The sequence below is a fragment of the Edwardsiella tarda ATCC 15947 = NBRC 105688 genome, from assembly GCF_003113495.2.
Lineage (GTDB): Bacteria > Pseudomonadota > Gammaproteobacteria > Enterobacterales > Enterobacteriaceae > Edwardsiella > Edwardsiella tarda.
In genome coordinates this window covers 1,465,282-1,477,695 of sequence record NZ_CP084506.1, presented here as the reverse complement: position 1 = coordinate 1,477,695, position 12,414 = coordinate 1,465,282, and the positions used below count along the sequence as shown (strand labels likewise).

Genomic DNA, 12,414 nt, shown 5'->3' with positions numbered 1-12,414 from the left:
ATACGTCTCGTGATACTTAGATAATGAAAGAGAGCAAGAAGGTGCTTGCCAGGGCAATAATCGACGCAATAAAGGTTGCGGTCGTATAGTATTTAAAGGTTTCGTTCAGCGTTGCTCCGCAATACTGCTTCACCAGCCAGAACAGCGAGTCCGTGACGATCGTGCAGCCAATCGCGCCGGAGCCGATGGCGATCGCGATGATTTCAGGACTGACGTTGGGATACAGCGGCAGCATCGGCGCCACGATCGCCGTGGCCCCCATCATCGCCACCGTCGCCGACCCCACCGCCGCATGCAGGATCAGCGCCACCAGCCAGGCCAGCAAAATCGGGTGCATATGCAGGTTAGAAAGGATCAGCGCCAGGCTGTCCGCCAAGCCACTGCTTTTTAAAATGGCGTTAAACGCACCGCCTGCGCCAATAATCAGCAGGATATTGGCAATAGCGCCGAAGCCATTTTCGGTTTGACTCAGCAGCGTCCCCATCCCCATATGCTGACGCAGCCCCAGAATGTAATAGGCGACAAAGACGGCGATAAACATGGCGGTTATCGGATTACCGATAAACTCCAACAGCGTATACAGCGATCCCGTCTTCGCCATATTCAGCTCGGCCAAGGTTTTTACCAGCATCAGCGCAATCGGCAGTAATACGGTAAACAGCGTGGCGCCCAGCGAGGGTAGCGTCTTTTCATCGCGCACCTGCAGATCGGCAAACTCTGCCGGGATCGCCTTAAACGGCAGGCGGTTGCCGACCAGCTTCAGGAACAGCGGCCCGCCAACCAACGAGGCGATTAAGCCGACCAGCAGGCCATAGACGATCACCGTGCCGATATCCGCGCCCAGCTTATTCACCACAAACAGCGCCGCCGGATGCGGCGGTACCACACAGTGCACGGCCATCAGCGCGGTACACAGCGGGATCGCCAGCTTCAGCAGTGAGGTGTTAGTCTTCTTAGCAATGGAGAATGCCAGTGGGATCAGCAGCACCACGCCCACTTCTACAAACAGCGTAATGCCGCAGATCAGCCCTACCAGCACCATAATGACATCGGTAGAGAGCCAGCGGCAGCGCTGCAGGGTGATGCCGATACGCTCTGCCGCCCCGGAGATCTCCATCATCTTGCCCAGGATGGTGCCCAGGCCGATCACCGCCGCCAGAAACCCCAGCGTGCTGCCAATACCGCTCTCAATGGCGTTAACCATATCCAGCGGCCCCATTCCCATCATGGTGCCGACAAAGAAACTGGCCAGCAGCAAGGCCAGAAACGGGTGCAGTTTACATTTTATGATAGTCAGTACGATTAACACGATGCTGATCAGCAGCGTGCCCACAACCCAAATTTGCGAGTGCATATCTCACCTTTCCCTGTAATTAACCCGGTACTATTGAACAAAGAAACCGCATCGGCTGACAAACGATATAATTGGCGGCTCACATGAGGAAAATAGATGCAATGGCGTGACTAGCATCAAATAAAACGCCAGGAATGGAAAGTAAGTCAGAAATGCTCATCGATATGATGAAATATGCAGCAAATTTATTTACACTCCTTCCCTTTGCTCCCTGCCTGATTGACGCCATGGAATCGCTACGAGAAGTCAGAAACCGCCCCCTTAACGGCTGGCAGCTTGCCAAGCTTCATACCTTTGAGGTCGCCGCCCGCCACCAGTCCTTCGCCCTGGCCGCGGCCGAGCTTTCCCTGAGTCCCAGCGCCATCAGCCATCAGATCACCCAGTTGGAGGCCGATCTGGCTATTCTGCTGTTCGTGCGTTCGCACCGAAAGGTCGAGCTGACGCCGGAGGGCAAGCGGGTATACTGGGCACTGAAGTCATCGCTAGATGTCCTGAACCAGGAGCTCCTGGACATCAAAAACCAGCGTCTTTCCGGCACCCTGACGGTCTACTCCCGCCCCTCCATCGCGCAGTGCTGGCTGGTACCCGCCCTGGGCGACTTTGCCCGGCGCTACCCCTCGATTTCGCTAACGATCCTGACCGGCAATGACAACGTCAACCTGCAGTGGTCGGGGGTTGATGTGGCCATCTATTTTGACGACGCCCCCTCGGCACAGCTGAGCCATCATTTCCTGATGGATGAGGCCATCCTCCCCGTTTGTAGCGCCGACTACGCCCGGCAGTTCAACCTGCTGAACGCGCCGCACCATCTGCAGCACTGTACGCTGCTGCACGATAGACAGGCCTGGAGCAACGATTCCGGCACCGATGAGTGGTTCGGCTGGGCGCAGCATTTTGCCGTTCCCCTGCCGCCCGCCGCCGGCATTGGATTCGACCGTTCCGATCTGGCGGTCATCGCCGCGATGAACCATATTGGGGTGGCTATGGGACGTAAGCGACTGGTGCAAAAGCGGCTCGACAGCGGCGAGCTGATCGCCCCCTTCGGCCAAATGGCGCTGCAGTGCCATCAGCACTACTATGCCACCACCCTACCGGGTCGCCAGTGGCCCAAAATCGACGCCTTTATCGGTTGGCTACAGCAACAGGCACAGCGCTGAGCTCCGCTGCCATGAGACCGTCGCCACGATTCGTATTGGTGCCAGCTCCACTGTCCCGGTGGTTAAACGCGTCTTCCGACCGACCCTGCGGGTCGCATAGGGCTTTATTAATGTTATTTTTACCCTGATGGCGATCCCGCTGCGCAGTCTGGATTACACCCATGTCGGCAAGCGGGCTAAGTCGGTTAATGTCCGTTTTAAAACGCCCATCCGAGGGCTGAAGGTTTTTCGGCGGAGGTGAGTGGAGCGTCAAAAAATAGGGCAAAGAACGCCGCCATGTCTGGCAAAAACAGCATCTGGCTATTGATGCGAGCACGCATCAAGTTATTTGCGCAGACCTATCGCTGAACAACGTTACCAACGCTGAATTTTTCTCTGAACTTATCCGATAACCCCACCAGAAAATCAAGTCAGCGCCATTTACCGCCTCCCGCCCCTTAACAATGATTCCCTTTATAAAAAATCACTGCCCATAATAGGCATTTTCCCCATGTTTACGCAGAAAATGCTTATCGAGCAAGGTCTGTTGCAGACTATCCACATCAGACCTCAGTTGATGGGTAAACAAATTCATATAGGCGATCTCTTCAAGCACGACAGCATTATGTACCGCGTTATCAGCATCCGAACCCCAGGCAAATGGTCCATGTCCATTTACCAACACTGCCGGAATATCCTTCGCACTGATACCCTGCTGCTTTACCGTCTCCACGATGACATTACCGGTTTCATATTCATACTGGCCATTAATTTCCTCATTACGCATCAGGCGAGTACAAGGTATTGTGCCATAAAAATAATCTGCATGGGTCGTGCCCAACGCCTTCAATGGCTGACCGGCCTGGGCCCAGATTGTGGCATGTCGCGAATGGGTATGAACAATACCCCCGATATATTCAAAGGCACGATAAAGCACCAGATGCGTTGCGGTATCGGAAGATGGTTTTTTTTTACCCTCCACAACTTTTCCAGTCTGTAGGTCAATCACCACCATATCCTCCGGCTTCATATCTTTATAATTTACGCCAGAAGGTTTAATTACCACTAGACCTCGCTCGCGATCGATACCACTGACATTTCCCCATGTAAAGGTGACCAGGTGATGAACGGGTAATAATAGATTAGCCTCAAACACCTGCTGTTTTAGTTTTTGCAGCATTGTATACCTCACATAATAAATAACCTATTTACAGACAGTCATTGAGACGCTGCCAATTATGAAAGTAAGTGACTGAGGGTTATTACGTTACGCCTAATGCTGTGTAGCGGAAAGCACCGAAAAGCGGCGAGCAGTTTAAAACAAAAGCAAACGGTCATATTCGGGCATATACGGACATTGAGTCAATGTCCGATTATGTGTATTTGAAGATGTTAATGTCATTTTAACTGCGATAATGTCTGATTTTACGTGATAAGAATTAGAGAAATTCGCAGAACAAAATGAAATTGCAATAATATTTCGTGATTAATATCACGATAAAACACGATAGATAATTAATAGACAGTTTTCTTGAAATCAATCACTTTAAAAAAAAACATAAAGTAAGAGTATTTATCCCATATCATAATGCAACGCGTGTGAGGCGCTATGTTACAAGCTGAACGTTACAAAATGATTTGTAGCTATGTGCAACTGCATGGTTCTGCACTGGTTGCTGAGCTGTCAGCCATGTGTAAAGTCTCACAGGAGACTATCCGTCGTGATTTAAATTTGCTGGAGCGAAATAAAAAGCTGATCCGCAGCTTTGGCGGTGCCGTCTCGCTGAATGATTACGATGAACGGAGCCTCCCGGTGCAGGAGGCTTTCTATAATTCTCACACCATTGATCGGGCTGAGTCTTTACGTAAAAGAGCTGAAGAGCATCCCGACATAAAAATGAAACTGGCCAAAGCTGCTCTTCAATTCATTCATCCAGGTGACTGCATCCTGCTAGATAACAGCAGTACCTGCTGGTTTCTGGCACGACAAATTCCGGATATTGATATCACCGTGGTCACCAACTCGCTCACAATTATTCAGGCGCTTGCCTGCCGCGATAAGGTTCGGATCATCGGCTGTGGCGGTGAATACTCGGAGCGCCACGATGATTTCCATGGGCCGGTAGCCGAAAGTGCTATTCGTAACTTTCAGATTAATACTTTCTTTTTCTCCTGCCAGGGGCTGAATTTAGAAAATGGCATCCGTGATGGTAGTGAAATCAATGCCCGCTTAAAACAGGTAATGTTGCAGGTTTCCGGCAAGAAAATTCTGCTGGCCGACTCCAGCAAGTTTGATCAGTTCGCATTTTGCAAGATCTGTATGTTTGACGATATTGATATTTTAATCACGGATAAAGTGACCGAAGAAAGAAACTGGGGAACTAGCCAGAAATTTAACGTGATTGAGGTTGATAAATGATAAGCGGCGCTTAAATGAAATTTCTTCCTTACAAGAAATTTTATCTACGGATATTTTATTACGACCAACACCAGTGGAAGTTACAATATCATATTATAAAGAATTACATGCTATCTTTTTTATTTTAATAAGAATCAACATGTTAAATCATGTTGTCTATTGTTGTTTGCATCAATGATGTAACAAGGCACTAGCCAAAGCCGATTATAAGTTAAATATCCCCGTTGAGGACCTGATAATGAAAAAATTAATCATACCCTACGTAATTGCCTCACTGCTCACTTCTTTTTCCACCTGGGCTGATGACGCTGCGGTCCCGCAAAAAGCTAACAAGCCTTTTACTATGGGCGTGGTGGTGAAAGTTGGGGGAATTCCCTGGTTTAACGTGATGGAACAGGGAATTAAAGAAGAAGGTAACACCTTGGGTGTCAATGCTTGGCAGGTAGGGCCGACTACTGCCGACCCGGCCGAGCAGGTGCGTGCCATTGAAGATTTAATCGCCAAGAAAGTTGACGTGATTGGTGTGGTGCCAAATGATGCCAAGGTACTAGAGCCGGTGCTGAAACGCGCTCAGGAAGCGGGCATTAAGGTTATTACTCATGAATCACCGGCACAGGCCAATGCCGACTGGGACTTCGAACTGCTTGATACTCAGACGATGGGTGCTAACCATATGAAAGACATGGCCAAATGCATGGGTGAGGAGGGTAAATATGCCATGTTCGTCGGCAGCCTGACCGTTCCACTGGTTAATGACTGGGCCAACGCCGCCATCGCCTATCAGAAAGAACATTATCCGAAAATGCAGCTGGTTGAAGACCGTTTTGGCGTCGCCGAATCGGTCGATGACTCCATGCGTACAGCCAACGACCTGATGTCAAGACACAAAGATCTGAAAGGCATTATGTCCTTCGGTTCTCAGGGACCAATCGGTGCGGGTCGTGCCATTGATAAGCGTAAGAAAAACGATGCGATCTGCGTTTTCGGCACTTTCACGCCGGGCCAGGGTATCAAACTGCTGGAGAAAGGTGCCATCGACGGCGGCTATATATCTAACCCGATGATCGCCGGTAAAGTGTTTGTCCAGGTGGCTACCGCCATGATGAACGGCGAGCCAATCAAAGATGGCGTCAAACTGGGCAACATGGGCGTCATCAAAATCAAGGGAAATACTATCCTCAGCGATAACCCAGAAAAACTGGATCTGGAAAACACTAAACGTCTGGTAAAACTGGGCCTCTGACCATGAGCCATATTGCCGGAGCCCTACTGCTCCGGCAATATTCAACTCTGATACCAGGGAAAGAATCATGCTAAATAACAATGCCTCCGCGCTAATTACGTTGAATGCGCTGTCAAAGAGCTTTGGTGGTCATCAGGCATTAAAAAATATTACGCTGACACTGAATAAAGGCGAGGTCCACTGTCTGGCTGGGGCAAACGGCTGTGGTAAAAGCACTCTGATTAAAACGATCAGCGGCGTTTATGCCCCCGATATTGGCAGTGAAATCATTATTGATGACAAAGCGCACTCACGCCTCACACCAGGTCGTGCCCGAGATTTGGGCATTCAGGTTATCTATCAGGATCTGTCGCTGTTTCCCAATCTTACCGTCGCTGAAAATATTGCCTTCGAATATAATCTGAAGAGTTACTTCGGCTGGTTTAAGCACAAAAAACTGAAAGAAAAAGCACAGCAGACCCTAGACGAGTTGTCGTTCAATATCGACCCTGATGCACTGGTTCAGCATCTGCCAATCGCCCAGCGCCAGCAGATCGCTATTTGTCGCGCACTGGTGGCCGATGCCCGACTGGTGATTATGGATGAGCCCACCGCCTCGCTAACACGCACGGAAGTGAACCAGTTGCTGCGTACAGTGAATTACCTGCGGGATAAAAATATCACCGTGGTCTTCGTCAGCCATCGTCTCGATGAAGTAAAAGAGATTTCCGACCGCATCACTGTGATTCGCGATGGTGAAAAAATCGGCACCTGGGATGCCTCCTCGCTCTCAACCAGCAAAATTACTGAATTAATGACGGGATTAATCATTGAGCACCAGCAGAAACTGCCTAACGCCGAAACGAGCAAGGTGGTACTGGCGCTGAACAAGCTGAGCCGAAAAGGCCAGTTTGCCGATATCTCGTTGCAACTGCACCGTGGAGAAGTGCTGGGTCTGTGCGGGCTGTTGGGTTCTGGCCGCACCGAGCTAGCGCTGAGTCTGTTTGGCATCACCCATCCCGACAGCGGTGATATCCTGCTGGACGGTAAAAAAATTCGGATCAAAGACAACACCCAGGCACGAGAGATGGGCATAGCCTATGTATCGGAAGATCGCCTGACACTGGGCGCGATCCTGCCACAGTCAGTCGCCGACAATATGGTTATCGCCATTCTTGATGAGATTAAAACACCGTGGCATCTGCTCGATGAGCAGCGTAAAAACACACTGGTGCAGGCGTGGATTAACGATCTGGATATTAAAGTCAGCAACCTGGATAACCCCCTTTCGACCCTTTCAGGTGGTAATCAGCAGAAAGTCGTGCTGGCGAAATGGATCCTCACCCGACCAAAAGTTTTAATTCTCGATGCGCCAACCGTTGGCGTTGATATCGGCGCAAAAGACAGTATTTACAAACTTATTCACCGCCTTTCCGGCGTCGGTATTTCAGTACTACTGATCACCGATGAAGCCTCGGAAGCCTATTACAACTGTGATCGCGTACTACATATGAAGCAAGGCAGGATCGTTAATGAGTTAATTCCTTCAATGCTGAGCGAACATCAACTCGCGGAGGCTATCAATGGCTAACATTTTCAAAGTTCCCCGCTCAGTTGAAGGCTGGTTGGGCCTGGTTATCGTGTTAATGCTGGCGCTGTTTTCGATCTTAAGCAGTGAGTTTTTATCGATTCAGAACCTTTTGGATTTAACAGAAAGCTACGCCGTCACCGGAGTTTTCGCGCTGGGTTTATTTGTTGTACTGGTCACCGGCGGCATCGATATTTCCTTCGCTGCCGTGGCGTCCGTGGCTCAGTATTTCATTGCCTCGCTGCTGCTGAACGACGTAATTACCAGCCCGCTGCTGTGTATCGTGCTGGCGATTGTCTGCGGTGTAGTTTTCGGGTTGCTTAACGCCGTACTGATCTATTACCTCAATATCGTCTCTATCATTATCACCATCAGCATGCAGTCGCTACTGTTCGGCATGCTGATGTGGACCACCAACGGCCACAGTATCTACGACCTGCCAGACTGGTGGGTCAGCCAGCGTACTATCCTCCCCTTCGAATATGGCGGTGAGAGTTATCAGGTTGGTCTGCCAGTGATAGTAATGCTGGGCATGGCGTTGCTGACCTGGTTGCTGCTGAACAAAACCCATATTGGGCGACAGTTGTATGCCGTCGGCGGCAGCAACGAATCCGCACGTCGTATCGGTATTCGCGTCTCGGTGATCTATCTGTTCGCCTATGGCTACTTAGGCGCGGCGGCTGCGATTGGCGGCATGTTACAGGCGTACCGCATGAGCGAAGTCGTACCCAACGCCCTGGTCGGTGGCGAACTGGATGTGCTGGCCGCCGCGGTACTGGGCGGCGCCAGCCTCTCCGGCGGCAGAGGCTCGGTGACTGGCACGCTGATGGGCGTATTCCTGATCGGCATTCTGAAGAATGGTCTGAACCTGATAGGCGTTTCCAGCTATTTCGTCAACATCGTGATTGGCGTCGTTATCATCGCGGCTATCTGCGTCACCCACTATAAAAAGCGCAAAGAAACCGATGTCGGCTTCGTCTGATGGAGACTTTTCAATGAAAAATAAAACGTTTTTCCCTCTGGACGGCACCAGTACGGGGTTGCTTTGCATCTGTCTGCTGGCAACTATTGCCTTTTCGCTAGCCATGCCGGGCCGATTCCTTACCGAAAATACCTTTCTGAGCATTGCGTTTCAGCTGCCGGAACTGGGTCTACTGACTTTTGCGATGTTTGTACCAATGTTGAGCGGCGGCCTGAATCTGTCAATTATCGGTACAGCTAATCTTACCAGCCTGTTTATGGCCTGGCTGCTGATCCACTATGTTCCAGTTGATGCTCACGTTGGCGTACAACTGATGTGGCTGATGCTGGCGCTGCTGGGTGCGGCGGTGATTGCAGTAATCATCGGCATCCTGACCGGGCTGATGATCTCCCGCATCGGCGCGCACCCGATTCTAGTGACACTCGGTAGCATGACCATTATCAGCGGTATCGGCGTGTATCTGACCAAAGGCGCGGCACTGAGCGGCATGCCACCGGTGGTACGCAGCATGGGATCGGAGGTAATTTTTGGGATCCCGGTACCGCTGATTATTTTTATCGTCGCCAGCGCGTTTTTAGCACTGCTGCTGGGCAGAACTCGGCTGGGTAAAAACATCTATATGTGCGGCAGCAACATCAATGCCACCTGGTTCAGCGGGATTCGTACCGATCGCATCATGATGGCGATTTATGCCATCTCCAGCCTGCTGTGCGTGCTGGCGGGACTGATCATGATGGCACGTTTCAACTCGGCACGCATGGGCTACGGCGACTCTTACCTGCTACTGACCGTGCTGGCTATTGTGCTGGGTGGAACAGACCCATTTGGCGGCACTGGCAAAGTTATTCATGTGTTCTGCGCGCTACTGGTGTTGCAGGTGATCGCCACCGGACTGAGCCTGGCTGGGGTCAGCCTGCACTTCAATCTAGCGGTATGGGGCATCACGCTGATTTTTGCCCTGGCGTTCAAATTCTGTAAAAACCAATGGCAGGCTCAGCGAGCAATGAAGCTTAACCGCAAAAAGTACCAGCAGCTGCAGACAACTCGTGGGAGAGACAATGCGTAAACATCCATTAGGAATTTATGAAAAAGCGCTGCCAAAAGGGAGCAGTTGGCTGGAGAAGCTGGCCGTCGCAAAATCCTGCGGTTTTGATTTCGTCGAAATGTCGGTTGATGAAAGCGATGAGCGGCTGGCTCGTCTGGACTGGACGCCGGTGCAACGCATGGCGATACTCCAGGCCATACAGCAGACCGGTGTGCGTATTCCCACCCTGTGCCTGTCGGCTCACCGCCGTTTCCCCTTCGGCAGCCACGATGCGCAGATCCGTCAGCAGGCATATACCATTATGACCAAAGCAGTACAGCTGGCGCAGGATCTGGGTATCCGCACCATTCAACTGGCCGGTTACGATGTTTATTACGAATCACAGGACGACGGAACCATCGCCCGTTTTGAAGACGCCATCGCCAGGGCTGTTGAGCTAGCCGCCGGAGCACAGGTAATGTGCGCGGTAGAAATCATGGATACGCCGTTTATGAACTCGATCAGTAAATGGCAAGCGCTGAACGAAAAAATTCGTTCACCCTGGTTCACCGTCTATCCCGACCTCGGCAACCTGACAGCCTGGGGCAATGAGGTTGAGCGCGAACTGGCCACAGGAATCGATCGTATTGCAGCCATCCACCTGAAAGATACCCTGCCGGTAACTCCGGACTCTCCGGGACAGTTTCGTGATGTACCGTTCGGCGCAGGCTGTGTTGACTTCGTGCAGTGTTTTAAGACCCTACGCCGCCTGAACTATCGTGGCACATTCCTGATTGAAATGTGGACGGAGAATGCGGATGACCCCCTACTGGAAATCATCCGCGCCCGTCAGTGGATTGAAGAGAAAATGCAACTTGCAGGCTGGGGAGCACACGCTACGCAGCACAATCCGGAGGCCATATGAGTCACTACTATATGGGTATTGATTTAGGCGGTACGGTAACCAAAGCAGGAATTTATACCGCGGACGGTCAAGAAGTTAACGTTATTGAGCTGGCCGTGCCGCTGCTTAGTGCTCAGTTGGGATTCTGCGAACGGGATATGACTGAACTATGGTCGGCCACCTGTCAGGTTATCCGCCAGGTGCTGACAAAAAGCGGTATTGCAGCAGAGGCGATTCACGGCGTGAGTTTTTCTGCCCACGGCAAAGGGCTTTACCTGGTTGATAAACAAGGCCAGCCAATACGTCATGGTATTGTATCTTCTGACTCGCGGGCACAGTCGCTGGTGAGGCGCTGGAAAATGGAGGGGCGTGACAGAGAGGCTTACAGCTACAGTCTGCAACAGCTGTGGCCATCCCACCCTGCGGCGCTGCTAGGCTGGCTGAAAGAGTACGAGCCAGATAGCTATCAGCGCTCAGGCTACATCTTGATGGTTCACGACTATATCCGCGCCTGTCTGACCGGTGAATTTGCCTGCGAAGAGACCAACATCTCCGGTAGTAATCTGTTCAACCAGCAGACAGGGGAGTTTGATCGCACCGTGTTTACTCTCTTTGGCATTGAAGAGATGGTGGATAAGGCTCCGCCGGTCATTGGCTCCGCCGAGCGTGCCGGATACGTGACGCCACAGGCCGCTGCGTTGTGCGGTTTAACAGCAGGGACACCGGTATTCGGTGGGCTGTTTGATGTGGTCGGCGCGGCACTGACTTCGGGCACCCACGACAGCCACTGTCTAAGTGCTGTCGCAGGCACCTGGAGTATTGCCACCCGCGTGTTTGATCATATTGAGACCTCTGCTTATCCCTATGTCTGGGGAAAATACTGCATTCCCGGCACCTTCTTCGTTCATGAAGGCAGTCCGACCTCTGCCAGCAATCTCGCATGGTTTGTACAGCAATTCTTCCCGGATCTGCCGGACAGTTATCAGCAGCTCAATCAATGGGCGCAGGACGGCTACGAGAAAGATATCGACATTCAATTTTATCCGTGGCTGTACGGTTCCAACTTCCACGACAGCCTGCACGGCGGCTTCCTCGGCTTAAGTGGTCACCACAGCCGGAAAGATATGGTTTATGCGATTTATCAGGGTATCGTTTTTTCGCATTTACTGCATCAGGACCGTATACAAGCACTAACCCCAAGCAGCGAAGTCATTCGCTTTACCGGTGGTCCGACTCATTCGAATATCTGGATGCAGATGTTCTGCGACGCCAGTAATCTTCCGCTGGAGATAGTGAACGTGAAACAATCCGGCTGTCGCGCCGCCGCAATTTGCGCGGCGGTGGGTGCCGGAGAATATGAGAATTTCCAGACTGCGATGAAGCACTGCCAGCCTCCCATTGTCCGCCTGGAGCCAAACTCAGCCAGACATACGATGCTAAGAAAACGCTTTGAGCAATTTAAGCGGATTGCCGCCGCATTAAGTGAAGCATATGGAAAAAACTAACCTTGGAGTGACCTCGCACCAACGATGCGGGGAGCGGTCTGTCCTTCTCGCACCATGGGATAATCAAAAAAGTTGAGTCAATTGTTTACTCACCACTTCGTCATACCAGCTTTTTTAATGGAATAGTCGCCCCTACATCTTGTGCCACTGTGGGACGATACATCGTCACATTTGATAATACGGGTCGTCCCGTAACCAAGCATAAATTCAGAATCCCCAACTGGCGCACTGACAACAAAATCCTCGTCAATTGTAGCTCCGTCACCTTCTAGCTGGATGT

At 51.3% G+C, this 12,414-nt stretch carries 10 protein-coding genes and 1 pseudogene; 9 read left to right on the top strand and 2 right to left on the bottom strand.

What is annotated here, in order from left to right; all coding sequences use genetic code 11:
• Positions 1-16: 16 nt before the first annotated feature.
• Positions 17-1,354, bottom strand: a complete 1,338-nt coding sequence (dsdX, locus tag DCL27_RS06850; protein WP_005287028.1) for a D-serine transporter DsdX — start codon at positions 1,352-1,354, stop codon at positions 17-19.
• 227 nt (positions 1,355-1,581) lie between these two features.
• Between dsdX and dsdC the strand changes: the two genes are divergently transcribed.
• Complete coding sequence (gene dsdC / locus DCL27_RS06845; protein ID WP_005293944.1) at positions 1,582-2,511, top strand: DNA-binding transcriptional regulator DsdC; 930 nt, start codon at positions 1,582-1,584, stop codon at positions 2,509-2,511.
• Between the two features lie 40 nt (positions 2,512-2,551).
• Positions 2,552-2,900, top strand: a pseudogene (locus DCL27_RS06840) (transposase); the annotation flags it as partial.
• 74 nt (positions 2,901-2,974) lie between these two features.
• On the opposite strand, the gene araD reads toward DCL27_RS06840, so the two are convergent.
• The gene (gene araD / locus DCL27_RS06835) at positions 2,975-3,670 is read right to left on the bottom strand and encodes an L-ribulose-5-phosphate 4-epimerase (protein ID WP_035597659.1); all 696 of its coding nucleotides are present in this window, start codon (positions 3,668-3,670) and stop codon (positions 2,975-2,977) included.
• Between the two features lie 429 nt (positions 3,671-4,099).
• Here araD and DCL27_RS06830 point away from each other — a divergent pair, with 429 nt between their 5' ends.
• The 7 genes from DCL27_RS06830 (at position 4,100) to DCL27_RS06800 (ending at position 12,134) form a co-directional block, all read left to right on the top strand.
• The gene (locus DCL27_RS06830) at positions 4,100-4,909 is read left to right on the top strand and encodes a DeoR/GlpR family DNA-binding transcription regulator (RefSeq protein WP_035597657.1); all 810 of its coding nucleotides are present in this window, start codon (positions 4,100-4,102) and stop codon (positions 4,907-4,909) included.
• Positions 4,910-5,147: 238 nt separating this feature from the next.
• Positions 5,148-6,152: a substrate-binding domain-containing protein gene (locus tag DCL27_RS06825; protein WP_035597654.1), complete on the top strand. Its 1,005-nt coding sequence runs from the start codon at positions 5,148-5,150 to the stop codon at positions 6,150-6,152.
• A 67-nt stretch (positions 6,153-6,219) separates the two neighbouring features.
• Positions 6,220-7,722, top strand: coding sequence for a sugar ABC transporter ATP-binding protein (locus tag DCL27_RS06820; protein ID WP_035597651.1), 1,503 nt, complete (start codon positions 6,220-6,222; stop codon positions 7,720-7,722).
• A complete protein-coding gene (locus DCL27_RS06815) occupies positions 7,715-8,701 on the top strand; it encodes an ABC transporter permease (RefSeq protein WP_035597649.1) in 987 nt (328 codons plus the stop codon). The genes DCL27_RS06820 and DCL27_RS06815 overlap by 8 nt, the downstream gene beginning before the upstream one ends.
• A 13-nt stretch (positions 8,702-8,714) precedes the next feature.
• Positions 8,715-9,767 (top strand): ABC transporter permease, encoded by a 1,053-nt coding sequence (locus DCL27_RS06810; protein WP_035597646.1) that lies wholly within the window; start codon positions 8,715-8,717, stop codon positions 9,765-9,767.
• Positions 9,760-10,650 carry an L-ribulose-5-phosphate 3-epimerase gene (locus DCL27_RS06805; RefSeq protein ID WP_050979571.1) on the top strand — a complete coding sequence of 297 codons (891 nt, stop codon included), beginning with the start codon at positions 9,760-9,762 and terminating at the stop codon, positions 10,648-10,650. Before DCL27_RS06810 ends, DCL27_RS06805 begins: the two co-directional genes overlap by 8 nt.
• Entirely contained in the window at positions 10,647-12,134 is a 1,488-nt protein-coding gene (locus tag DCL27_RS06800; protein WP_035597643.1) for an FGGY-family carbohydrate kinase, read from the top strand. The genes DCL27_RS06805 and DCL27_RS06800 overlap by 4 nt, the downstream gene beginning before the upstream one ends.
• The last annotated feature ends 280 nt before the right edge of the window (positions 12,135-12,414 follow it).